11 protein-coding genes are annotated in these 25,424 nt (G+C 50.5%); 6 read left to right on the top strand and 5 right to left on the bottom strand.

Annotated elements, in window-relative coordinates:
• Positions 1 to 170 precede the first annotated feature (170 nt).
• The 6 genes from HLM86_RS14155 (at position 171) to HLM86_RS14130 (ending at position 8,239) form a co-directional block, all read left to right on the top strand.
• Complete coding sequence (locus tag HLM86_RS14155; RefSeq protein ID WP_076589759.1) at positions 171 to 845, top strand: ABC transporter ATP-binding protein; 675 nt, start codon at positions 171 to 173, stop codon at positions 843 to 845.
• The gene (locus HLM86_RS14150; protein ID WP_170883531.1) at positions 835 to 3,330 is read left to right on the top strand and encodes an FtsX-like permease family protein; all 2,496 of its coding nucleotides are present in this window, start codon (positions 835 to 837) and stop codon (positions 3,328 to 3,330) included. The genes HLM86_RS14155 and HLM86_RS14150 overlap by 11 nt, the downstream gene beginning before the upstream one ends.
• The gene (locus HLM86_RS14145) at positions 3,327 to 4,412 is read left to right on the top strand and encodes a lipocalin-like domain-containing protein (RefSeq protein WP_076589757.1); all 1,086 of its coding nucleotides are present in this window, start codon (positions 3,327 to 3,329) and stop codon (positions 4,410 to 4,412) included. The genes HLM86_RS14150 and HLM86_RS14145 overlap by 4 nt, the downstream gene beginning before the upstream one ends.
• Before the next feature lie 146 nt (positions 4,413 to 4,558).
• A complete protein-coding gene (locus HLM86_RS14140) occupies positions 4,559 to 4,777 on the top strand; it encodes a VF530 family protein (RefSeq protein WP_076589756.1) in 219 nt (72 codons plus the stop codon).
• 128 nt (positions 4,778 to 4,905) lie between these two features.
• Positions 4,906 to 6,558, top strand: coding sequence for an ABC transporter ATP-binding protein (locus tag HLM86_RS14135; RefSeq protein WP_170883530.1), 1,653 nt, complete (start codon positions 4,906 to 4,908; stop codon positions 6,556 to 6,558).
• Entirely contained in the window at positions 6,551 to 8,239 is a 1,689-nt protein-coding gene (locus tag HLM86_RS14130; protein ID WP_170883529.1) for an ABC transporter ATP-binding protein, read from the top strand. Before HLM86_RS14135 ends, HLM86_RS14130 begins: the two co-directional genes overlap by 8 nt.
• A 51-nt stretch (positions 8,240 to 8,290) precedes the next feature.
• Here HLM86_RS14130 and HLM86_RS14125 read toward each other — a convergent pair whose 3' ends face one another.
• Genes HLM86_RS14125 through HLM86_RS14105 form a run of 5 tightly spaced genes read right to left on the bottom strand, consistent with a single transcriptional unit; the run spans position 8,291 to position 25,372 of the window.
• The gene (locus HLM86_RS14125) at positions 8,291 to 9,922 is read right to left on the bottom strand and encodes a (2,3-dihydroxybenzoyl)adenylate synthase (protein ID WP_170883528.1); all 1,632 of its coding nucleotides are present in this window, start codon (positions 9,920 to 9,922) and stop codon (positions 8,291 to 8,293) included.
• On the bottom strand, positions 9,922 to 11,322 hold the full coding sequence (locus tag HLM86_RS14120; protein WP_170883527.1) for a salicylate synthase: 1,401 nt from the start codon (positions 11,320 to 11,322) through the stop codon (positions 9,922 to 9,924). Before HLM86_RS14120 ends, HLM86_RS14125 begins: the two co-directional genes overlap by 1 nt.
• Positions 11,315 to 12,181, bottom strand: a complete 867-nt coding sequence (locus HLM86_RS14115; RefSeq protein ID WP_076589751.1) for a thioesterase II family protein — start codon at positions 12,179 to 12,181, stop codon at positions 11,315 to 11,317. Before HLM86_RS14115 ends, HLM86_RS14120 begins: the two co-directional genes overlap by 8 nt.
• Positions 12,178 to 13,275 (bottom strand): Gfo/Idh/MocA family oxidoreductase, encoded by a 1,098-nt coding sequence (locus HLM86_RS14110; RefSeq protein ID WP_170883526.1) that lies wholly within the window; start codon positions 13,273 to 13,275, stop codon positions 12,178 to 12,180. Before HLM86_RS14110 ends, HLM86_RS14115 begins: the two co-directional genes overlap by 4 nt.
• Entirely contained in the window at positions 13,268 to 25,372 is a 12,105-nt protein-coding gene (locus HLM86_RS14105) for a non-ribosomal peptide synthetase/type I polyketide synthase (RefSeq protein WP_170883525.1), read from the bottom strand. The genes HLM86_RS14110 and HLM86_RS14105 overlap by 8 nt, the downstream gene beginning before the upstream one ends.
• Positions 25,373 to 25,424 lie beyond the last annotated feature (52 nt).

Raw genomic sequence — 25,424 nt, 5'->3', positions numbered from 1 at the left:
AACATTAGTGTCAGATCAAACTAATCGCTTTTCTTTCCTCCAGCGACGCGGGTTTTGTGAGCGGGCGATGAACGCGAAGGCCCCAGTATCGTATGCTAATAAGAATTGATAGAGAGTGAAAAAAGGCGCATTAACCTAACGCCCAGTCGCTCACTTGCTCCGGAGAAAGCATGGATAACACGCTAGTGGTTCTAAAGGGTGCGACCAAGAACTTTACGGATGGTAAACAGAACCATCGTGTTTTGAATGGTGTTGATTTCACATTGATGGCAGGGGACAGTGTCGCGCTCACTGGTGCGAGTGGCAGTGGTAAAAGTACGTTGCTCAATATCATTGCTGGTTTTGAATCCATGTCAGGCGGCGAACTCAGGTTAAATGGCGACAAGACGCAGTGTTGGAAAGAAGCCCAATGGAGTCGCTTTCGACACCAGCAACTTGGTGTTATTTTTCAGCAGTTTAACTTACTGACGCCACTCAACGTGAAGCAGAATATTCGGTTCCCACTTAGTCTGAACCGGCAGTCTTGGAACGACTGGTGTGACTTTCTCGTGGATAGACTGAATATTGGCGATTTGTTGACACGGCACGTTGCTTCTCTTTCTGGAGGGCAGCAACAGCGAGTGGCGATTGCACGCGCACTGGCGCACCAACCCCGTCTGCTGCTGGCGGATGAACCGACTGGTAATTTAGATCACAAGGCGGGGCTTGAGGTGATGCATCTACTTACTGAACTTCTTGAACATAGCCAAACCGCGGTCGTGCTGGTGACGCATAGTGAAGCCTGTGCCGGCTTTATGCAGGATAGGTTTCATTTGGCCAACGGGTGCTTACAACATGATGAATAGGCGGACCCACATACCAACCGTACTGGCTCTATTTGTGGCGCATTACCGTCAGGCACCCTTGCAGGCGGCTGCTATTTTGATTGGTCTTGTACTCGCGGTGACCTTGTTTGTCGCTGTGCAGGCAATTAACCTCAATGCTAAGCGAAGTTATGCGCAATCCACGGAACAACTTGGCACAAAAGCCGCTGGCTTTATTCTCCCCAGCACTGGGCAAAAAACCTTGCCCGAGTCTATCTACTTTTCACTCCGTCAAGCGGGCCAGAGCCACATTTCGCCTGTGATTAAAGGACATGTCAGAGATGAAGCAGGAAGACGCTGGTCGTTTCATGGTAGTGACCTTATCGCGGTGATGACTGCCCAATTGGCTGAAGCACCATCGTCGCCGAAACGAGCTGGCTCACCACCTTCTATGTCGTTATTCGCGCCTTCTGTGCCTCTGGCCAAATTGCTGGCAGGCGAGGCGATGGTCCTCGTCAGTCAGTCGCGATATCGACAGATGGGTGATTTGCCCGTTTTGACGTTGGAGGGCATTGAAACCCAAGTGGTGGCAGTTCCAGATGATTGGCAGCTAGGAAATCGAATGTTCGCCGATATAGGCTTCGCTCAACGCTTACTTAACCAGCAAGGTAAACTGAGCTATATCGCGGTATTCGACCTTGCAGAGGACACCCAATGGCGGGCGGTGCTGCCGAGCAAAGTACGCTGGGTCGAGAATGATCGAGCATTGAGCTTGGGGGCGTTGACAAACAGTTTCCACCTTAACCTATCGGCAATGAGCCTACTGGCTTTCTTAGTCGGGTTGTTTATTACGTACAATGGCGTGAAGTACAGCTTATTAAAGCGCAATCGACTGCTTGTTCAGATTCGCCAAGCGGGCGTAACGTCTAAGGTGGTTTTACTCACTCTGCTTCTTGAGCTAAGCGTGATAGTCACTCTGGGAGTGACACTGGGGTTTATTATCGGCATCCAACTCAGCCATTGGTTACACCCGACGGTTGCGCTGACACTCGAACAACTCTACGGGGCAAACTTGCTCCCAGATCAATGGCAGTGGCAATGGTGGGCTCAGGCATTGGCACTGACATTGGCCGCGACCTTATTGGCTTGCGGGCAACATTTTAAATATCAACTTCGCCAGCCGCTTTCGTCTTACGGAGGTTTCTATCATCGGCCTGGACCGGTAAAAGACGCGCAGCTCTTGCTGGTTGGGGTCTTGCTTTCTCTGCTTGCCTTGACGGGGTTGTGGTTGAGTGAGCATTTTCGTGCAACTTTGTTCTGGCTAGGGGCCTTGGTGGTCGCCATCCCCTTTTATTTACCTCAAACACTGAGATCACTCGCAAACTGGAGTGAACAAAGGGCCGGAACGGGGCTGTTTCACTATCTGATCGCAGAGCTCAAAGAGCTAATTACGCCGCTGTCTCTGGCTATGATGGCCTTATTGTTGGCTGTGACGGCCAATATTGGAATGAATACCTTAGTCGGCAGTTTTGAAATCACTCTCAAGAAGTGGCTAGAGCAGAAACTGCACGCGGACATTTATGTCAATCCGTCGTCGGGAGAAATGGCCTTTATCGAGCAGGCGCTGGCACAACTGCCCGGAGTTGACCGAGTATATAAGCAATATTATGTAGAAGAAACCCTTCACGGTCTGCCAATACTGCTGGGAACCAAAGACAAGGCGAGTTTGGAGCAAACTATGGTCTTTCAGTCGCACGTGGAGCAGTTCTGGACCAAGTTTTATGCAGGTGAGGTGGTGGCCATCAGTGAACCCGCGGCAATAAAAGGGCACCTAAGTTTGAACAGTGAATGGGTGTTAAGCGGGCTCTCGAACACATCGATGAAGGTCGGTGCGATATTTCATGATTATGGTTCTCCCAAAGGAGAGGTGCTGATTGCTCCTTTACTTTGGCAACAGCAGGGTTTTACTTCTGTGCCGAGCAGTTTAGGTCTCAAAATTTCCATTGACGCGATGCAAATTCAGCAAAAGCTCGTGGAAGAGTTGCAACTCCATCCGAGCCAGATTTTTGATCAAGGGGACATCAAAGCAGCGGCGCTGAGCTTGTTTGCACAAACGTTTGCAGTGACCCGTGCCTTAAACAGTGTAACTTTGTTGGTTGCTGTGGTGGGCTTATTCTGTTCGTGTTTTATGCTGTTAGATGCTCGGAAAGCAGCGATCGCTCGGTTGTACGCATTGGGTGTCTCTCGGTGGCGATTGCTGTTGATGGCGATTGGTCAAATGACGGTGTTAGTGCTATTGACATTATTACTCGCACTGCCTCTGGGCGCTTTGGTGGGCTATGTGTTGACTGACATGGTGACCTTACGGGCGTTTGGGTGGAGTTTAACCTATCGATTTAATGGAGAGGAGGCACTGATGCTTACGTTGACGACGTTGCTTGTGACCGTATTGGCCACTGGAATTCCCTTATGGCGAACGGTGCACAGCCCCGCTGTGACACATTTACAAAATGAGGTTTTGTCGTGAAGGGTAAGCAATATGGTGTCATTTTGTGGGGGGCTTTAGTCGGGCTGTTGGGGTGCGATGAGCCACCACAGCAAGGTTTTGGATCTTTCCTATCTGGGGCGTCTACGCAATATGCTCAAGCCGTGCCGGATACCCAGCTCACATTTCCAACCGATCATGGTGCACATCGAGATTTTCGCCATGAGTGGTGGTACTTGACAGCCAACCTTAAGGACAAGGATGGAAACCCGTTTGGCGTGCAGTGGACTCAGTTTCGCTTTGCGGTAGCGGCGCAGCCTCCAATACCCTCAGGGTCTTGGTCTAGCCAACAAATCTACATGGCTCACAGTGCTGTGACGATGGAAGATAAGCATTACGCCGACGAAAAATGGTCTCGTGGTCAGCCAAAGCTGGCAGGTGTTGAGCTTGATCCTCTGAGGGTGTTTGTCGACGATTGGCAATGGCGCTCGCAGTCTAGGGACTTGTTCCCTGCGACACTTAAGGTTCATTCTGGGCAGTTTTCCTACGCGTTAACCTTAGAAAGTTCAGCGCCTTATCATCTGCAGGGCATACAAGGCTACAGTAAAAAAAGTGCCAATGGTGCGGTAGCCTCGCATTATTATAGCCAGCCTTTTATTGATGTGAGTGGTGAGGTGAGGGTTGATGGCCAATCGTATCAAGTGAAGGGGAAGGGATGGATTGATCGTGAGTGGAGTTCTCAATTTCTGCTCGATTCTCAGCAAGGCTGGGACTGGTTTGCATTGCATTTAAATGACGATCTCAGCTTGGTCGTTTTCCAGCTGAGGCAGACTAAAGCCAGCGATCATGGTTATGCCCATGCTCGGCTTATGTACAGGAATGGTCAGAGCCGGGCCATTGAACAGCAAGAAATCAAACTGAGAGCTACCGAGTATACACAAATACAGGGACGTGATTACCCGACTCAATGGGCGTTAGATATTGAATCACAGCAGATTAACCTCAGGCTTTCTGCGCTTAACGTGTATGCGAAAATGCCACTCACCATTCCATATTGGGAAGGCCCGATAAGATTTGAGGGCAGCCATTCTGGGCTGGGGTATATGGAATTGACGGGGTACTAAGCCTTAGCTTGTTCTTGCTCACGCGGTTGTCGCCCTTGAAAAAGTCACCGCCTTGCTAAAGCCGGCGGTCGATAAAGTCTGTCTGTTGGGCGGCAATCTGATATTATCCGGTTTTTGTTATACCCGTACTCTTAAGGATAAATGCCATGAGTCAGCAGCAACCTCATAACCCACTCCACGGTCTGTCCCTAGAAAAGATCCTCACTCGTTTGGTAGAACACTATGGTTGGAGTGGTTTATACGATCACATCGCGATTAACTGTTTTCACAAGGACCCGTCCATTAAATCATCACTAAAATTCTTGCGCAGGACCCAATGGGCACGTGACAAAGTTGAAGCGCTTTATATTCGAACGTTGGCCTAAACGGGACTGTGTCTCTATAGGGATGTTCTCCGGTTCGATATACGTCTGAAAGCGATAAAATAACACCTGATCCCGTTAGCAGCACGGGAGGCACTGGCCCACAATGGCGACCTTTGTGTGGAGTGTTTATGTTGCTTTCCAGTAATATGAGCCGGATGGCGGCGTTGAAAGCCATGCTGCTGAGTGAGCGGCGCCGGGTTGGATTTTCAATGATCAGCGCGGTATTGTGCAGTGTCATGGAACTGCTGCCTTGGTTGTTTCTGTACTTTGCTGCTCATACTATTTATGTCGGTCAATCTCCGACTCAATATCTGTTGTTGATGGCCATTACGTTGGTCGCCCGCTATGCCCTGTATGCGTTGGCCGTTTGGTCTGCTCATCTTGCGGCCTATCATATTATTCAAAAAACCAGACAACATATGGTTTTGGCGCTGGCCAAGATGAACATTGATACCTTGCGTTGTCTCAAGAGAGGCGACATCGAGAAACGAGTTTCTGATGATTGCCAGAGCTTAGAGCCGCTGATCGCACACCATAGTACGGATATCATCAACGGCTTGTTGATGCCGTTTCTCATGATATCGGTACTGTTCTATATTGACTGGCGTCTTGCTTTGATAGCCCTCGCGCCCTTGCCCTTGGCTGTTATCGTACAAGGCATAATGATGCGTGGTTTTGGCCAACGGCAGCAAAAATACACGCGAATTGTTGCCGATATGCATCAAGCTCAGATGGAGTTTCTTCGTAGTATTGGGGTGATGAAGTTGTTTGCCGTTGACGCGAATTCTTATCTCACCCTGAGTCGCACGATTCGTTCGCACAATAAGATCGTTACTGGTTATACCAAAGCCATGATTGGCGCTTGGGTGACGTTTGTCACACTGGCTCAGACATCCTTGATGTTAGTCGTACCCGCGGCGATTGGATTCGTCAGTGCGGGGCAATTGTCGTTGGTTGACTTGGCAATGGTCGTCTGCCTCAGTGCCGGGATTCTCAAACCTTGGTTGGATCTGACTCAAGTGTTTTCACAAATCCAGCAGTCTTTCGTTTCCATCGATAGGATTTTGCCTTTGTGCGGGACCCCTGACGCTGGAGTGGAGGCTTATCGCGCTCCTTTACTTTATTTGGCGTGTCACGACCTCCAGGTTTCACGTGGAGGAGTGTGTGTCTTAGAGCAGGTTAACCTGACTTTTACCCCCGGACAAAGGGTCACCATTGAAGGCCCGTCTGGCGCCGGAAAAAGCACATTGCTGGCAACCTTATCCGGCAGTCTGAGAGCAGAGCAAGGCAATTGGCAGGTCAATAGTGCTGACCTGAAAACGCTCGATGATGATAGCCGCCGTCGCTATGTTGCGGCGGTTGATCAGCAGGTGACGTTTTTTTCTGGCTCACTGCGCGATAACCTGTCATTAGCTCATCGTGATATAGCCGATGATGAAATATGGCATCTATTGGATTTGTTCGGCTTGAAACCATTGATTGCTCAACTACCGGGCCAGCTTAACGCTGATGTTGGTGAAGCTCGCCGCGCTTTCAGCGGTGGAGAAATGCAGCGATTAGCGATTATCCGTGCCGCGCTCGCGAAAACCCCGATCCTCATTCTTGATGAAGCCACTGCCCACTTGGACCGTTGCTCAGAACAAAATGTTCTTGACGCACTTCGCGGTTACTCACCACAACAGATTCAGTTGATCATCAGTCATCGACCTCAGCATGTTGAACACGTCGATGTTCGTTTAAGGGTAGCTGAGAGGCAAGTAGAGGAAATATCCATTGAATAAAGTACAACAATTGATCCGCCACAGCGGAGCAAAGACGACCCTGTTTTGGTATGGGTTACTCGGAAAAATCGCCACGGAGTTTCTTCCGGTGCTGATCTGGCTAGTGCTCTTCTCTTATTTTTTGTCGGCGAATACGTTGTCCCTCACTGCGATGGTATGGGTGTCCGTCATTGTGGTCGCTGCGCAATGGGCACTTGGTCAGACCACCAAGTTTAGTTTTCTTGGCGCGTATGAGATCACTCATGGTTTACGGAGCCAGCTTCTCAAAGATATTCGGCGGCAACCGCTGGCGACGTTGAAAGGCAAACGCCTTGGCGAAAAAGTGAAATTACTCACATCGGATCTTAAACAATTTGAAGATATTTTTAGCCATATGCTGGCTGAGTTTTTGTCTGCTTGGGTCATCCCTTTCGCCATGCTTGTTGTACTATTGTGGATACAACCTCTTGCCGGTCTGGCGTTGTTGGGTGTATTTTCGGTGGCTTTTGGTGTATTGATCGTGGCGGAAAAAGGATTCAGCCGTCGAGCCGAGCACTACCATTCCTCTAACATGGAGAGTGCCAATCAGTTATTGGAGTACATTGATTGCTTGCCCATGTTGCGAGGATTTGGTCGTAGCGATAAATTGGCGGTTCCTCTTTGTCACCAGATAGAAGAACAGCGCAAACAAGGCTTGGGACTTGAATGGGCCGGTGGGTTAGGAGTGTTGATCGCCACGCTGATTTTGGAGTTTGCGCTGATAGTGAATTTAACGCTTTGCGCATGGTTGATTGATATAGGGAAGATGACCCAAGAACAGTTTCTTGTGGTTGTGGTCGCGAGCGTGGCGTGCATACGTCCGCTGGCGAGGATGGCGGTGTATGCTGCCCTGCTTCGCTATATGTTAAAAGCCGCGGGGCGATTGCATCAGTTGTCTTGCATGCCCCAACAGCAGGCGGAAGGCACCGTGCCCTCCTCGTTTGACGTCGCACTCACCGATGTACATTTGTCGTTAGACAATCAGCCCATTCTCAATGGTGTCAGTTTGACCGCTGAACAAGGTCAGCATATTGCCCTAGTGGGAAAAAGTGGCTCGGGTAAATCGACCTTGTTGGATGTGATCGCCGCTTTTCATATTCCATCGCATGGCCGAGTACTTATTGGTCAGCAGTCGGTCGATGAAGTGGGCACTGTGGCTTGGTATCGTCACCTTTCCTATGTGACTCAGGATGTCCAATTACTGGGGGGGAGTCTGCGTGATAATTTATTGTTGGCAAACCCTAAAGCGGATGACCGCGCCTTGTGGGATGTGATTGAGGCGGCGGGCCTTAGCGATTTGGTTGCCAAACTACCGCTGGGGCTGGACAGTCCGATCGGAGAAAATGGCGGACAGTTATCGGGGGGCGAACGTCAAAGATTGTCGATTGCTCGAGCCCTTCTGCATGACGCGCCCATTCTGCTCCTTGATGAAATGACGTCTGCACTTGATCAAGATACTCAGAACAAGGTGCTCGCTGCGATTGAAACATTGGCGCAAGGTAAAACAGTCATTTCGGTGGCACATCGTTTGGATACCATTGAACATGCAGACAAGATTTACGTTATGGAGCGCGGTCAAGTGACGGGTAGCGGCAAGCACAGTGATTTGGTTCGTCACCATCGGCAGTACAAAATGCTTTGGCAGGCAGGTCAGAGCACTTAAGAAAAAACAGCCTCGTGAAGACACGAGGCTGTTTCTTGATGGCGGCAGTATTTATGCTGAGAGTACCCAGGGATTACCACAGGGTCCAGGTACGGCTTTTTTGTCGACCTTACCTACGGCTGTTTTTGGTAGTGAGTCAACCAGATGGAGTTCGTCAGGCATTTTGTAGGTCGCCACATTTTTAGTGTGCAGGAATTGTCGTAGGCATTGTAGCGTTAACGGACGGCCACGTCCGACCAAAGCGACACCAATCCGCTCACCCAAATACGCATCGGGAACGGCAACGACGGCAACCTGAGCAACTTGAGGGTGGCTTAGCAGGTGCTCTTCAATTTCATCGGCGGCAATGCATTCCCCCGCACGATTGACGACATCTTTGATTCGACCCGTAATTGTCAGGGATTGGTTAGCATCGATCCGCACCTTGTCGCCACTTCGGTAAAAACCATCGTGGGTAAAAGAGCGAGCGTTGTGATCCGGTGCTCTATAGTACCCGCGAAGGGTGTAAGGCCCACGAGTAAGTAATTCCCCCTCGACGCCCTGCGGGACTTCGTTGCCTTGTGTGTCGACGATCCGGATCTCGTCCCAATCACTGACCGCTCGGCCCTGAGTGGAAGCAATGATGTGTGCGGAATCCTTGAGTCGGGTGCAGGCGATCAATCCTTCTGCCATGCCGAAGACTTGCTGTAAAGTGGCGGGGAAAGCCGCTTGAATGGCCCGAGCATCGCTATACGCCAGTTTGGACCCTCCCACTTGCATGACTCTAAGGCTGGATAACTCTGTGTCTTCCCATTCCGTGGCTTCAGTCCACAATTGGGCTACGGATGGTACGAGTGCGGTGAAAGAAATACGATGCTGCTCAATCAATTCAAAACAGTAGTCAGGGCTGGCTTGATCAGAAAAGACAACTTGTCCGCCTTGATAGAGGGTACCCAATATCCCCGGACACCCTAAGGTAAAGTTGTGCGCAGCAGGCAAAACGGCAAGATAGACGTCATGTTCACTGAGCTCACCTGCCGCGGCACATTGGTGGATATTCAGCAGATAGTCATTGTGGCTGCGAGGTATCAATTTCGGTAGACCAGTCGTGCCACCAGAAACAAGAAACAAGGCGGGATGATCAGGATCAACGGTTGGCGGTGTGAATAGCCGCTCATTGACTTGGTTGGGTAAGGGGCGCGGGCTCTGTGGATGATTGAGGACATAAGTCTGCGTTAACTGAGCATGGTTCTGCCTCAGCGCCTGAGCCATATCGCTTCCCGCAACACCTTCGCCGATGTAACCTTTTGCCCCTGATACGGCAACAAAGTGATCAATTTCAGTCAGGCCATGGGCGGGTAGGGCCATGATGGGAACAAGGCCTGCTCGCTGAAGGGCAAAGAAGGTCAAGGCAAATGGGGTACTGTTGGTGAGTTGCATAACAAGGCGATCGCCAGGCTGAAAGCCTTGATTGATCAGCCCTTGCGCGACCTCATCAGCCTGCTTGAGCAACTCACGATAGCTCAACGTTGAGTCCATATCGCGGACGGCGACCTTTTCAGCCTGTCCATTGGCGGCTTGGGTCAGCAAGCTCCAAAGAGGTTGGTTGTGCCAGAGACTCGCGTCATCATATCGTTGTTTTTGCTCCGTGGCATACGGGGTAAATCCGTGTAGCAACGACTCATTGTTGATGTCTGAAGGCATTATTCTTCCTCGCAGGTTATGCTGGCTTGGCAGGTCTTTGGGCTGACGGTCGTGTCTTCAAACACAAGGTGGTCAAGAACACACGCCATTTTTTCACAGGTTTCTTCCCATTCTCTTTCTGGGGTGGATAGACAGATGACACCGGCTCCAGCCTGAAGCATGGAAATAGCGTTTTGTTTATAGGCTGCTCTAAGAACTAGAGCTGCATCGAAGAAACCATTTTGGTCTGTGATCAAGACGCTACCGCTATATAAACCCCGCGGTGCGAGTTCAAATCGGGCGATGGCTTCAATCCCTTCGCGTTTTGGGATACCAGAAGCGGTAATGGAAGGAAATAATATCTTAAACGCATCCCACGACGACTTGTTGTCAGACAAGGTTCCTCTAACGCGAGAAGCAAGATGCTGAACGCTGCCTCTTTCAGACACATGCATAAATTCGGTCACGTTCACTGAGGTGGCGGGGCAGACTTGCTCAAGTTCTTCGATCGCCAGTTTTACGGAAGCGGCGTGCTCGGCAATTTCCTTGGGGTCGGTCAGCAGTTCTTGCTTGAGCTTGAAGGCTTGCTGAGCATCCTTGGGCAAAAAGCGCGTACCGGCAAGAGGTTGTGTACTGAGTTGACCGTGTTGGTCAACTTCTAAAACGGTTTCAGGGGAAAAGCCAAAGGCTTCAACGTCATTGAGTTTTAGCATAAACGATCGAGCGGGCGTATTGTTGTGGCGGCCTGCAATAAAGCTCTTTCTGATATCAATCTTCGCCGGGATCACTGCGGCACGCGATAAAATGACTTTTTTATACTCGCCTTGTTGTATTTCTTCTACCGCGGCACCGACGGTTTTCTGATAGTGGTCTTTGATCTGTTGCTGGTTGACAATATCATCTTGGGTGAGTCTTTTTTGTACTGGGTCATGACTTGGCGTTTTCTCTCGATGCAAATCGACTAGGCGAGTAATGTCGGCGATGACAGCCTTATCGATCGCTCTGATCACCAGATGGGTTGACGTGATACGAAGGTCAATCTCAGGGACAAATAACTCTAGCAATATTCGCTCAGATTCTTTTTGCTTGATGTGATGAGCAAAGTGGCTGAATTCAAAGTCAATCCGGCCAAAAATACGCCAGTTATCTAGTGTCAAAGCTTGTGAGCATTGATTAATCTTCTGACAAAGATCATGTGGCTCGACTCGATGTGTATGGCCATAAAAGTCAGTCAGTTCCCCTTGACTATTGACAGAGAGGTTGGCCAGTTTGTTTATCCCGATTGCCCACTCGTCATTATGTTCATAAAGCAGATAGTGTTGGCAAAATGGGCCGGTAGTGAGTTCAGCAGCAAGCAACATAGGAGAGCAATTGTGCTCCAGTTCGACGATGTGGTACTGCTGGGTATGGATATTAGCCATGATGTTCTCCGAATATTGTCTTAGCGGTATGATGGGCGTCGGTACATGTGTTCGCGAGTGTGACGGGTGCAGCAGCGAGCTCCAGTACTTTTTGAATGAAAGTCTGAGGTTGAGCCGTGATATAAAAGTGGTCTCCTTGCAGTGCACATACGGTGACCTCTACTTGTGTGCTGGTGTTGATCCATGCTTGCCACGCGTTCACTTCTGATGGCCATGCCTCGGGATCTTGCTCACCGTAGACTAATGTGCACGGGGTCATGTTGAGTTTGGCGCTGCTGCCTATGTCACACAAATAACCTTCAGTAGCGGTAAAGTCGGCTCTTAGCATGGGAAGAAACACGGGCAGGAGTTCTGGGTGTTGTTTGAGCACGGGGCTGCCGCTTCCAATGGCGATGAGTTGGTCTACAAACGGTTCATCATCCAAATGACTGAGTTTGCGACGGCCTTCTAGATGCGGTGCGTGGCAACCTGAGAGGATCAACTGGCGGATGGGCGAGGTTGGTCCGAAATGGTCTTCAAATTGTTTGCATACTTCAAACGCAACTTGAGCACCCATACTATGCCCACACAAACGGAGCGTTGCTGCCTGTGCTGCTGGGGTTTGTTTCCTCCAGATCAGTAGGGCGTCAAACAGTTGTTCTGCGAGTTCATTGATGCTGGAGAGTGGTTGTTCTCTCATACGTTGATCGCGGCCCGGATAGGTAGCCAGCAAAACTAGGCTTTGATTTGGCAACACATTTGGCTCTAACTGTGTCCAACTTTTGAAGGCGCTATAGCTGCCACCGGCGAAGGGAAAAATGACCCATATATCTGTGATTTTATCTTTACTTTGAGACAGTGTTTTGAATACTGGATTCATCCGTTTTGAACTCCTGAAAGTGTGTGGCTGGGTAGGCTAACCCGCGTTGCGACTGGCAGCGCTTGTTCATGAGGTTTTCCGCAAAGTGCGAGAATCTCATCCCATAGCTCGGCGACATTGATTTGATGTTGAATGGACAGGCCTAGATTGGTTTGACGGCCGTCAACCAAGAGAGAAAATTGTTCAAGTACGAACATAACGGCCTGTGGACCATCATTTTCAAAGTGGTCTTTAAGGCGACTCGGCTGGTTGTGAAGCACTTGAGTGGTGCTGGCATTGAGATAATGGCCCGGATGGTCTGTCACACTCTGGTATAAACTGAGTTCCTCATTTTGGTGATCATCAGCGTGTAATGTCGGTGTCCAGATCACGGGACCGTAGCTATCGCTGAGAGACAGGTAACCGCTTTCCCAACCAAGCATCACTCGGTGCATCGCCAAACTGTGCATATCGGGATCATTAGGATCGAGGTAGTTTTGCAGTTGCAACAGATAGTCACCATTCGGGGTGGTGAGGTTGATGATATCAAACTGCTTTTGATGGCCTAACTGGATTGGTGTGGGTTTACTCTCTTCTCCGAGCGATTGCAGCAAGATATCAAGAGTGGAGTAAAGGAGCTGACGGCTTGTGGTCAGATTACCATAAATGGCGGTTTTTCGTGTTTGGCTGCGCAAAGATTGACAGGATTCGATCAGCGTTCTGCCCGCCGTTGATGTGGCATAGAAGCTGTTGACTCGATAGTGTACGCCATGCGCTGTTGCTAAAGCATGATGCCTTTTGAGTTCAATGGCAGACACGGGATGTTCCTGAATCACGTGGATGTTGCGTTTTAGCAGCGCTTCGACCAACAGATTTCCGGCTCCGCCAATCACAGAAGCACGGATAACGACGCACGCAATATCAATGTCTTGTGGGAGCTGTTCCACCTCGTTGTACAAAGGAACACCGAATGCTTCGGCCAAGCTTTTCGATCTTGGGCTGCCTTTAGAGATAATACCGGCTAACACCAACTCTGGGTGAGCCTCAATAAAGGCATTGAGGTAAAGTTCACCAAATTTTACGCCGACGATGACGACTTTTTTTAGTCTATTCATGGTTTGATACGTCCATTGAGTGAGGTTGGGAGCTCTTCAAGCAAGGAAGAGGAACTCGGAGTAGTTGAGAAAGTTCACTGGCCAGTTGTTTGACATTGTGAGCTTGTAATAGGGTGTAATGATCGCCGGACATGGTTTTTACATCAGGGGCACAGCAGGTACTCCAACCATGGCATTCGAGAGACGCTATGGTACGGTCCTGATAGCTCATGAAATCCAGATGATTGTTTTGTTCTGCCGCAAACAGTGTGACGGGCAGCGAAGGCATGACAGGCGGTTGATAACCGAGCATTGCCCGCAAGTTGGTGCGATAGACGGCAAGCAAATGTGCAAGACTGCTGTCATCAAACACATGTTCTGGCATCGCTTGATTACATCGTTCCGCCAGTGATGTGCAGAATCTCAGGTCAGTGCTAAAGTCCGGTGACGACGCGTTGGCCAAGTCGGGAAAGCGCCCAACCCAATCGGCGTAAAAATGCTGGCGGATACTGACATCATTCAGTTGAGCTGAATCGCGAGTGCTGGGTTTGTAACTGTCGATCAAAACGCAATGGGCAACGTCTTGGCCAAGGTTTGTGAGCTGGCTGGCCAGCTCGTAGGCCACCACTCCGCCAAATGACCAACCGGCCAACTGATAAGGCCCCTGCGGTTGAATGGTTTGGATCATGGTCAGATAATGGGCAGCCAGTGCTTTGATGTCTGGCGTATCGCCGAATGTATTCTTCTCAGGGTAAGCGAGGCCGTACAGTGTCACATTGTCCAGTTCGGCTGCCAACGGCTGGTAACTGAGTAAATGCCCCCCAATCGGATGGATGATAAACAAGCGCGTTTGCTCGCTTTTCGCGTGTGGAGTGAGTAAGACCGGAGCAAGTTCACCTTGTTCCTGTTTCGCTTCGACAAGCAGGCAAAGACGCTCAATCGTGTTGTGAGTTTGCAAATGTGCAGCGGTCAACGACAGATTAAAATGCGTATTGATCTGGTTGATAAGACGCACCGCCAGCAGAGAATGGCCACCCAGTTCAAAAAAGCTCTGATTGACCATAATATTCGTGTGATTGAGGCACTCAGCCCATAGTTTCGCCAGCGTTTGTTCACACGTGGTGGCTGGTGGTCTAGGAGTGTCGGGTGTTTTTGCGATCGGTGCAGGTAGGGCCTGACGGTTGACCTTGCCATTGGCGGTCAGAGGCAGGCTATCCAGTGCGATAATTTGCTCGGGGCACATGTACTGTGGCAGAAGGGTGCGTATATGTTTGAGTAAACCTTGGTTGTTGACAGGGCTGTTCTTTGCATAGACCACATAAGCCACAAGCCCGATGTCAGTGTTTGCTTGCCGGATCGGCTGGACAATCGCATCTTGTATTTGGACTCCTAGGCTCTCTGAATCGCTCAGACGTAAGGTGCTTTCAATCTCACCCAATTCAATTCGGTAACCATTGATTTTCACCTGATGATCACCTCGGCCCAGAAACTCAATGTTTCCGTCAGGCAGACATCGCCCTAAGTCCCCTGTTTTGTAAAGGCGCGTCCCATCGATAGGATGGTTGATGAACGCGGCAGCGGTTTTGTCGTCATCCTGCCAGTAGCCTTTCGCTAGCCCTTGGCCACCGATATAAAGTTCACCCGTGACCCAGTCAGGGGTAGGGTGAAAGTTGTGATCCAAGACATAGAACGTCTGATTTGCTAAAGGTTTTCCATATGGAACGCTCGCGCAGTCGCTGTAACTTTGAGTGATAGGGTGGCAGATCGACCAGATGGCGGCCTCTGTTGCGCCTCCTAAGCTGAGCAGATCCGCGTTTGGTGTTACCTGTTTTAGTCGGTCGGGCAAGGCCACCGGGATCCAGTCACCACTCATCATAATCTGCCGCAGTTGTGGTAAGTCCGATTCACTCTGTTCAAGACAGTCGGCCAGCAACTGAACAAAGGCAGGAACGCTGTTCCAAATCGTTGCGCCACAACCTTGTGCCAGATTGACTAACCCTTGAGGGTCCTTGGCTGGTGAGGTTGGCGGAATGATAAGCTGCGCCCCTTGGCTGAGCGTTGAAAAAATATCAAAGACAGATAAGTCAAAATTAAGGGCCGAAATCGCCAATACCCGGTCAGCACTGTTGAGGCCAATGCGTTGATTAATATCGAGTAGGGTGTTGACCACCGCTTGATGATCCATCATCACGCCTTTTGGTGTCCCAGTCGAACCTGAGGTAAATATGACGTAAGCCAGATCATCAGGAGCAACGATGGCGGGTGTAAAGTCAGGTTCAGGTCTTGCCTCATGGTCTGGGACCAACACAAGGTAGCGTTGAGCGAAAGAAAGGTTCGGCTGCTGAGTGACCACCGTCTGCACTTCTCCCTGTTGCAGTAAGGCCTCAATGCGCTTATTGGGATAAGAGGCGTCGACGGGCATATAGGCTTTGCCTGCCAACAAAATGCCGATAGCCGCGATCACTTGCTCCCAGCCTTTATCCATGACGATAGCAACCAGAGGAGAGTCATCGCCGACGTCTTTTATCTGGGAGGCGAGTGCACATGAAGCAAGCCACATTTCTTGATAGCTTAGTGTGATTGAGCCTTGTGTGATCGCGATATGATCCGGCCATTGCTCCGCCCCGTGACGAATCATGTCACACAGTGTAGAGACAGCGGCAGAGTGGTTCTGGTCTATGAGTAACGCCAATGAGGCCTCTGTTGCATTGGCCTTGTGGCGTATGGCTTGTTGGGAGTCAGTCAATGCGGGCACTGGTGATTTTTCCCATTGGCACGATGGCAAAGCAGTGACGAACTTTGTGTAGGCGTTAAACATGGCGTCGAACACACCCGCTCTAAGGTGTGAAGGTTGAATCGTCCACTTGATGTCAATGCCTCCGCAAGACGAAGGGACCAACATACAGTCAAGATAAACATGCGGGGTTTGTGCGCCAAACTCGGTCAGTTTGCCTAGGGTTAGCGCCTTATGCTGGCCTACTGAGGTGGTGTCATTAAATACGACGGGCATTCCTGTGCTTAAGTTTTGATTGAGGCGATTTTTTTCTCTTAGAACGTGTTGTCCATCAAAACTGGCGTTGGCGAGATCATTGCTCATACGCTGTTGTATTTGATGCACTAGGGTAAGAAAATCGTGCGCCTCACCCGCGTTGCATTCCAGCATGGAGGTCGTGGAAAGGTTACCGATCACACTCTCTGAGGCCGGTTGCATCATCTGGCGATTGCTGTGGAGCACGTTGATGGAAAAATGGTCGGTGGCACTCCATTGGTTGAGTACGACGCAAAAAGCAGATAACAGAGTCATCGACGGTAAAACGTTGTGGGACAATGAGGTCCGTTGAATAGAGGACCAGGTTGGTGCATCAATTCTTTGGGTCAGGACGCCTTGAGAAAGATCATCGCTGCGCGTTTCTGCCAATGGCAATGCCGGAGCTTCGGGTAAATTAGCAAGCCGATCCCGCCAGTATTGGCGAGCGGTGGAATAGGCTTGAGAATCTTCCAGAGAGGTGCGTTCACGTAAGTAAGCATCTGTCGTCATGATGGGTTTTTCTAGCACGAAATCAGGGATGTCGTACAGAGATTGCCATTGCTGGAATAGGGTATTGAGGCTTTTGCCGTCAGCGACCACCAAGTCGGTGACCAAATGCACCAGACAGGTGTCGGCGTTGAGCTGCAAAATACTGATAGCAAACAGAGGCCATTGATCGGTTGGGATACCTTGAGCGGCAATCTGTTCTCTTGCCTGTGCGACGGCGTGCCCCTTTTGTTGCTCTGCCATGGGGCTCAGATCAACATAGTGAGGTTGGTATTCTGGCACCTGATCGTGAATGACGTAGTCCCCGTCACGAATGAAACCACGCAGTTGGTCATGATGCTTAACCAGAGTATTCCACGTGTCAGTCAGTCGCTGTCTGTCCAAATGCTTAATTTCTAATTCGGCATAAAAGTGTGCAATGCCGTTGCCCAGAGAAAATAGACGGCTTTCACCGAGCCAATAGGCGTTTTGCAGAGGCGTTAACGGGTAGTGTTTGTCTAAGCTTATTTCGCTTGATGGTTCGGATCTTGGGTGCGCGTCCCCCTCGCTTGAGACGACGAACGGCGCTTGGATCGCAAGACAAAAATCGGCAAACATCGGATGTTCGAAAATCTTTTGCAGACTGGCTTGATTGAACCCCATCTGTTGGAGATCGACAATCATTTTCGTCGCCATTAAGCTGTCGCCACCACTCTGGAAAAAATCACTATCCTGACGAATAGAGTCGTTGAGGTATTGGCCCCAAACTTGACGTATGAGGTCGTTATCCTGATGGGACTTCGGGTCATGATTATCGGCGATATCCGCCTGTGATTCAGCGCCCGTTAGCATAGCAACAAAGTCTTTCAGTACCGGCTGTTCAAAGATCAGTTGTAAACTTGCTTGGTCTAAACCCCGTTGATTGAGTGTTACGATCATTTTGGTTGCCATCAGGCTATCCCCCCCAGTTTGGAAGAAATCATCAGTGTCGTCGATGTGACGACCGAGCATGTCACTCCAAATCTGTCCAATATCTTCGAGCAATCCGGAAGCGAGAGAGCTTTGTGTTGAAATGGTGTGCGGTTCGGCCCCACTTTGAGTTAAGGGGCGTTCTGGGGCAGTCAGTGTTGTCTTGGTTCCTTGTGCTTTAGCAACGACTAGGTGCTGGCGCAGCACGGAGACATCGCTTGTTGGGTAGGTAAACTCAGGTTGAAAACCATGGTCAGACAGCAGCGTCAGCCACGATGGCAGGGTCAGCATGGCGCTGTTTTGAGACTGTCGGAAATCATCGAAGGCGTTGAGGCCTTCAATAAACCCGACTGTGGCGAGTTGCATTGGACTGTACTGGTCGGTGGCTTCAATAAAGATGAGATACCCGTCTTGAGCCAACAACCCATGCAGGCGCTCAAGTGTCTGGGGTAAATTCGTCGCATCGTGCAGCACATTGACTGCCAAGATGACCTGATAGCCGTCATCGACGATCAGGTCGTTGTCTGGCGGTTGGTTGATATCAAACTGCGCGTAACTGACCTGCGGGTACAGGGCTAACGTGTGTTTTGCTTCTTGAAGAAAAACGTGAGAGACATCGGTGAATCGATAGTGATGTATTGCTTCGCCTGCGGCGGCCAATACGGCTCGTGAGGTGGAAGCGGTGCCAGCGCCAACTTCAAGGACTTTTATCCCCTGACCAAGGGTTTGGATGATTTGACCAGCGCTGTGGTTAAGGATTTGAAGAGAGGGGTTGGTACGATAAAGGCTATCGGTTACGTCCTGATTTTTGAACAAGATCTCCAACGCAGAACGCTGGCCATTAAGCAAGGTTGGATGCGCCTGAACACTGTCTTTCACGTACTGCGATAACCGCTGACACCATGGCTTCATTGGCAGCACAACGCTTGGTGCCGCGGGGAAATTACCAGTGAACCGGAAGCCATGGGTGTGGTGAAAAATGACGCCTTCACGTTGTAATTGGTCGAGCCACAGTGAAACCAGTTTGTGGTGTTTGGCCGTCACGTTCAATTGGTTGACGATGTTGTCCAGTGAGTAGTCTTGGTGATCAGTGACAAACAGCTGGTGATCGTTGAGTGTTTGCCAAATCCCTGCTAAGGCCTGATGTTCCAAGTTGGCCCAAGCGGACGTGACTTCGGTAACGACAGTGTCTGAAATCTCGGGCATGGTGACACCGCGCCAGTGTGTCACGGAAGACGCCGAGACGTTAGGCAATGAAGGTTGAGGACAAGCCGCGACTTGCGCCAATAACGCAAGGTAATCGGTAAACATGGCGTTGAGCGTCGCCGCTGGCAAAACCCCTTCCATACAATACCAGTTAAACGCCAGACCCGCGTCGACTTCCATGATTTGATGATCAAGCCATACTTGGGGCGTTTGGCTCAAAACATACACAGGATCACCTAAAAGGCGGGTCATTGCCTGTTCAATGTCCATGCCATCCATGGACATACCGAGCATGCTGGTAAAGACGACAGGCACCAATGGCAGGCTTGCCTCTTCATCACTCAGTCTGTCGGTGTTTTTGAGGTGTTTGGCCATTTCTCGGATCACTTCAACCCCGTTGATCTGGCTGTGTCCAAGACGTTGCCAAAGTTTGTCTTGCGTATTGGCCATGTGTTGCTTCAGGCTCAAAGGTTGGGACAAATCGAAATCCATGAGCAGAACCGATGTAAAATCCCCAATGAGTTGATCAACGTCTTTATGGAAAGGCTGGCGATTGAAGAATGTCATGTTAAGAGTGAATTCAGGAAACGTTGCCCATTTGGCTAATGTGTGAGCGAACAAGGTCAACAGGCCGGCTGACGGCGTCACTCCCCACTGTTGCCATTGTGATTTAAGGGCACACCATTGCGAAGCAGGCAGCGTTCCTTTGAGAGTCCTAAATTTAGGCGGCGTATTCTGGTGTGAACGATCAATCGGCAATTGCGGTGCCTTGGGCAGTGTTGGTATGGTGGTTTGCCAGTACGCCCATGAGGATTTCCATTCCTCCTGCTGGCGTAATTTCTGTTCATGCATCACGTAGTCACGAAACGTGAAGGGCAATTCCGTCAAAGGTTGGCCCTGATAGGCAAGGCTTAAATCATCCATCATGATCTTAAAACTCTGAACATCAAACTGGAGCAAGTCGAGGTTCATATGCAGCCTCAATGTGTTGTCGCACAGTTGGCTGATCCTGACGTCAAATAAAGGCCATTGTCCGGCCGGACGAACGTCATGACGCATGGTGTGCCTGATCTCATCAAGCGTTTGTTCCCGAACGGTATGATCCAGTAAACTCAAATCCTTGATGGGAATGGTGAAGTGGGGAACTTGCGCCTGCACGACCTGTTTGCCGTCAGGCATAACCGTCATCCGCAGCATATCGTGACGTGTGATCAACGCATTCCAAGCCGATTCAAACCGGTGCGGATCAAACTCACTGTTTAGTTTGTCCCACTCAAACACGACATTGCAGGCAATGCCTCCATATTTGACCCAAGATTCTCTGCCAATCCAATAAGCATGTTGGATGGGCGTGAGAGGGAAGGGGTGATGGCGGTTCGCAATGTCTACCTCAAAAGTGACGTCGGGGGCCTTGTTGATATCACTCTGCTTTCTACTCGTGATGAATGTTGCCAGTCCAGAGACGGATAGGTCTTGATACGCTTCCCCCGCACTGAGCGAAACACCAAACTGTTTTTTAATGGCGGCGCTGAGTTCAAGAAATTGAAGAGAATCCATGCCGAGTTGCAGCAAGTCTTCAGACTGGCCAATTGCGGTTGCGTGGCTGAGTCCCAATTGATAGCGAACGCGTTCTGTTATCCAGACTGTGGCGTCTAGTGCATTGATCGTTTGCGTGTGTTCTGTGTTTTTGGGTGGGTGCAGCACAGGTTGATTGGCGGGTATTGCGTTCGATGTGCTAGGTGAAGCAGGACCGAAATAACCTGAAAAATTCGCATGCTGGGTATCGAGGTTGCCAGCCAGTGAGAGTGGTTCACCATGAAGTAAACTCTGACTTAAGTGCCAAAGCCCTTCTTGAGCAGTGATGGTATGCATACCGCTTTGACTCAGTTTATCTCGCAAGCTCTGGCTGCGAGTCATGCCGACGTTATCCCAAGCTCCCCAGCCAATACTCATGATATGACAACGACGGCCCGAGTGGGCAAGTGCAAAGCCCTCGATGTAGGCGTTGGCCAAAGCATAAGCGCCTTGCCCGGGTGCACCGAGAGAAGCAGCGGAAGAGAAGCCAACTAAGTACTGTGCGTTATTGGCATCTAACCATTGGTACAAGTGAGAAAATGCCGATGCTTTTGTCGTGAAGAGCTCCTGTGTTGCAGCGGTGTTCCAAGTATTGAGCATGCCATGAAAGGTTGTGCCTGCCGCGTGAATAGCGCCTACCACAGGCAGGTCGCGGTGCCATTGGTTGAGTATTTTTTCTAGCTCTCCCTGCTGCGATAAATCGCCAATTAGGGTTTCGATACGGCAGCCTTGTTGGGCCATTTCTTCGCAAAAATCAGGCCAGTTTGCATGCAGGGTTCGGCCAAGTACCGCAATGTGCCTAGCCCCTGACTGGGCGAGCCATCGGATCACCCATCGACCTATTCCCCCCATTCCGCCGGTGACTAAATGCCAACCCGCTGTGGTAAACCATTGAGTGGGTATGGATGCGCCGCTTGAAGGGGCGGGAACCAGCTTGGGCAAAAAGTAGCAGCCGTTTTTAAAGGCCAGTTCATGGCTGTGATTAAAGGGTGCTGCTCGCATGGCCTCCGCAATCAGGGCCGAGTCGTCAGCGTTGATATCCAGTAGGTTGATTGTCTTGTTTGGGTATTCTTTGCGAGCCACTCGCAGCAGAGACATCAAAGCGAATTTTTCAGGAATGAGTGGATCGCTGGCGTTTACCTTAATGGCCTGTGATGTGATGACATACAGCACCTCAAAATCCTGACTGAGGGTGTGTGCTAATGGTTCGCTGATGTCGGCCAAAGGACCGTCAGGTAAGACCAACAGGGACTGACCTGATGACAGGGTATGGAATTGGCCCGGATGTTGACGCGCCTGTTCAATATCATCGGGTGTCATTGTCAACGTTTTGTCACTTCTATCGATTGGCTGCCACTGCCACAAATACCGATTGTGAGGTGAAGGCAACAGGTCGAGATGCGGGTTAGCGCTGAAACTTTGTGTGTGGATATCACCAAGCCATTGCCAGTGGCCCTTTTCGGTTTTGGCTTGCAGTGTGTAGTTGGTGTTGCCCCACATTGCATTGATTTGATGGACGGCGACCTGATTCAACTGTTGTGGTGAAAAGGTGTCGGAGACGCGTATCTGCCATTGTTTGTCCGTGTCATGAACAAAGGTCGGTCGCTGCTGCAAGAACACGGTTTCTAAGTCTGGTTGATCGCGATGTGCTGACCAGTCCAGATAAATAAGGTTGCCAATGTGTTGAGGCGCTGGGCTTAAAGCCTCTGTGGCTGATGCAACCGTTGGAGGCAGGGCGTTGAGTAACCAGTCCGCGGCCTCAACGTGGTCCTGACGATTGAGAGGCATTCGTGCGTGACGGCTGAGCGCCGCTTTAAGAGATGTGGCGGCATGGATCAGTGCGGCGATATCGGATAGGCCTATTTGTTGGTGTTCCGGTGCACTGGCCAGACTTGATCTCAACCACTGTTCGGCCTGTTGTGTTGATGGCAAGGCTTGCGTGGTTCGCACCAAGCTTTGATCTTGCTGACGGTAGTATCCCTGCTCGACCAGTGTTTCAAGCAAGGCGCTAACAATGCCTCGGTATCGAGGAAGTAATCTTCCGCCACGAATGATGTTCTTGACCGTAACGGGGGCATCGGAAAGACAAGACCGGATAACATCTTCAATAGCACAGCAACGCAGCACGGTATAGCACGATAGTGGCGTAGCTGGAAGGTCGGTGATTGGCGCAGTTTGCTGACAATGAACGGTTGTGCTGGTGTCACTTTCGTACCAGTATGCTTGCTGATCAAAAGGGTAAAGCGGCAAGGGACATTTACGACCGTTCAGCGCCAATGCGGAAGGCCAAGGGGCATTGATACCTGCCGCGTACATGGCACACAACACATCACGATCAGACTGTTGAGTCTTCGCTTGTGCATGATAGGCTGAAAACCACAACGCCTGTTTTGGTTCGCACTCTCGTTTGCCGATGGCGGTGAGGTGAGCTTGGGGGCCCATTTCAACAAATACATTATAACCCTGATCGATGGCCGTTTCTGTCGCTTGTCTAAAGTTGACAGGTTCACGAACATGGCGAGTCCAGTACTGTGAGTCTAATTCGCTGGCGTCGGTGATCTTCCTACCTGTGACTGACGATATTAATGGCAGCTTACCCATGAGTGTGTTTACGCCAGCGGTAAAGTTCGAAAATGTAGCCAGCATGTCATCGAGTAAGTGTGAATGTGCGGCGCAGGGAACGTCTAGCTGACGATATGGGATGGATTTGGCGTTGAGTTCAACGATGGCAGCTTCTACGCCCTCGGTGAGCCCAGAAAATACCTGATGCTGATGGCCGTTACAGGCGGCAAGATCCAGTGGAGACAGGCTTGAGATACGTTCGGTCGCTTCTTGACTCACAAAGACAGCCAGCATCGACCCGGATTGGTGCTGAGCACATCGATGCATCAACCGTCCACGTTCTGCGACGAGCTCGATCGCCATTTGATGACTGAGATAGCCGCCAATCACACATGCGCTCAGTTCTCCGACAGAGTGCCCCATAACGGCATCGGGTGTGATCCCTTTAGCCAGCCAGTGCTTGGCTAAAGCGATTTCAAAGGCAACAATCGCCAGTTGCGCATAATCCGTACGACGAAGTAAGTCGGTTTTTTCACCAAACATTACCTCGGTTATTGTGTGTTTAAACCTATCTCGACAATATAACTGACTGTCATCAATACTTTGCTGAAAAGCTGGGCTGTCGAGGTAAAGCTGTTGGCCCATTCCGGAAAATTGACTGCCTTGTCCGGTAAAGCACCAAGTCACTTTAGCAGGCTGTGGCGAATGCCCTAGGTGGATCTTTTGTGATGTTGGTTGTGATTGAGCGAAACACGCCAGCTCCGTAGAGGCAGACATATCGCAACGCACCGCAAGTCGATACGGCAGATCGGTGGCCCTTGCATTGATCGCAGAATAGGCGATGTCGTTGATGTCAGTTGGATTGTTCAATTGCTCAGCGTAGTCGTGGGCTAGAGCGCGTAATGACGACATACTGTTGGCTGATATCAATAAAGGAGGTGCGTTGTTGGCAGGTTCAGTCTGGTAATCACACGATGGTTTTTTTGGGGCGGATTGCACCAACATATGACAGTTGGTTCCGCCGATACCAAAGGAAGAGACTGCGGCGGTTCTGGTTTCCTGAGACCATTCTGTGGTTTGAAATGCAAGATCAAAACCTGAGCCCTCAAGCTTTAATGCTGGGTTGGGTTGTTGAAGGTTTAATGATGCGGGTATTTTTCCCCGTGATACCGACAGCACTGTTTTGATCAGCGATGCAATGCCTGCCGCGGTATCCAAATGACCAAGACTGCTCTTGACGGAGCCGAGAATACAGGGGCTGGCGTGATCACTGCGTTGATAGGCTTGTTTAATGGCGGCCACTTCAATGGGGTCACCCAGTTTAGTGCCCGTCCCATGGGCCTCAATCATGCCGACGTCATCTGCCTTGAGATCGGCAAGGTTTAATGCGTCTTTAAGTACCTGAGCTTGGCCACTGACTGATGGCGCGGTAAAGCCGACCTTGTCCTGTCCATCGTTGTTGATGGCACTGCCACGTAACACCGCCTGAATGGTATCTCCATCGCGCAGGGCATCGTCCAGTCGTTTTAAGACCACGCTCCCCACACCGTGACCGCCAAAGGTGCCATTGGCGTTGGCGTCGAATGGACGACACAAGCCATCTGGTGAGAAAATCATGCCCGGTTGATACTCATACCCCGATTTCTGTGGAAATGACACCGCAACACCACCAGCTATCGCCATATCACATTCCCCAGAACGGAGGCTTTCACAGGCCAGATGTACGGCCACTAAAGAGCTTGAACAGGCGGTTTGGACGGTGAACGCCGGCCCCGTCAGGTTGAGTTTGTGGGCAACACGAGTGGCAAGGTAATCTTTGTCATTGCCGAGCAGGGCTTGCAGACCTTTGACTTGACCCACTTGGGTCACATCGAACGCCTCAAAAGAGGAATAAGTGCTGGTTCTAATCGAACCGAATACCCCAGTTTTGCATTGAATGGCGGTCGGTGCGTAACCTGAGTGTTCAATTGCGTGCCAAACGTTGTGCAAGAACAGTCGTTGCTGTGGGTCAATAGAGCGGGCTTCGGTCGGTGAATAACCAAACAAGGCGGCATCAAAATACTCGGGATTTTCGATATTTGCGCCACTGGCAACAAAGTGCTCGCGCTGATACATATCAGAGGCAATACCAGACGCTTCGAGCTCTTGCTGGGAGTAGTAGGACTGGCCAGTCAGGCCATGGGTGAGGTTGTGCCAGAAAGCGTCAATATTGGGTGCTTTTGGAAATTGGCACGCGAGCCCTATAACGGCAATTGGGTCACTGCTGCCATATTGATTGTCTAGGTTTTCCATTTTATCCTCGGATTGCAAGTGGCCGGGCGATCTCACGATACCCGGCGTTTTC

Source organism: Vibrio ostreicida (assembly GCF_013074385.2).
In the GTDB taxonomy this organism is placed as follows: Bacteria; Pseudomonadota; Gammaproteobacteria; order Enterobacterales; family Vibrionaceae; genus Vibrio; species Vibrio ostreicida.
The sequence above is the reverse complement of the archived record's forward strand: the minus strand, read 5'-3'. Positions and strand labels throughout refer to the sequence as shown.

What these genes read in the sequence shown, in the direction of transcription:
- HLM86_RS14140 (WP_076589756.1), top strand. Translation starts at nt 4,559, where the DNA reads ATGAGTCAGCAGCAACCTCATAACCCACTCCACGGTCTGTCCCTAGAA.
- HLM86_RS14135 (WP_170883530.1), top strand. Translation starts at nt 4,906, where the DNA reads ATGTTGCTTTCCAGTAATATGAGCCGGATGGCGGCGTTGAAAGCCATG.
- HLM86_RS14125 (WP_170883528.1), bottom strand. Translation starts at nt 9,922, where the DNA reads ATGCCTTCAGACATCAACAATGAGTCGTTGCTACACGGATTTACCCCG.
- HLM86_RS14155 (WP_076589759.1), top strand. Translation starts at nt 171, where the DNA reads ATGGATAACACGCTAGTGGTTCTAAAGGGTGCGACCAAGAACTTTACG.
- HLM86_RS14115 (WP_076589751.1), bottom strand. Translation starts at nt 12,181, where the DNA reads ATGAATCCAGTATTCAAAACACTGTCTCAAAGTAAAGATAAAATCACA.
- HLM86_RS14120 (WP_170883527.1), bottom strand. Translation starts at nt 11,322, where the DNA reads ATGGCTAATATCCATACCCAGCAGTACCACATCGTCGAACTGGAGCAC.
- HLM86_RS14105 (WP_170883525.1), bottom strand. Translation starts at nt 25,372, where the DNA reads ATGGAAAACCTAGACAATCAATATGGCAGCAGTGACCCAATTGCCGTT.
- HLM86_RS14110 (WP_170883526.1), bottom strand. Translation starts at nt 13,275, where the DNA reads ATGAATAGACTAAAAAAAGTCGTCATCGTCGGCGTAAAATTTGGTGAA.
- HLM86_RS14150 (WP_170883531.1), top strand. Translation starts at nt 835, where the DNA reads ATGATGAATAGGCGGACCCACATACCAACCGTACTGGCTCTATTTGTG.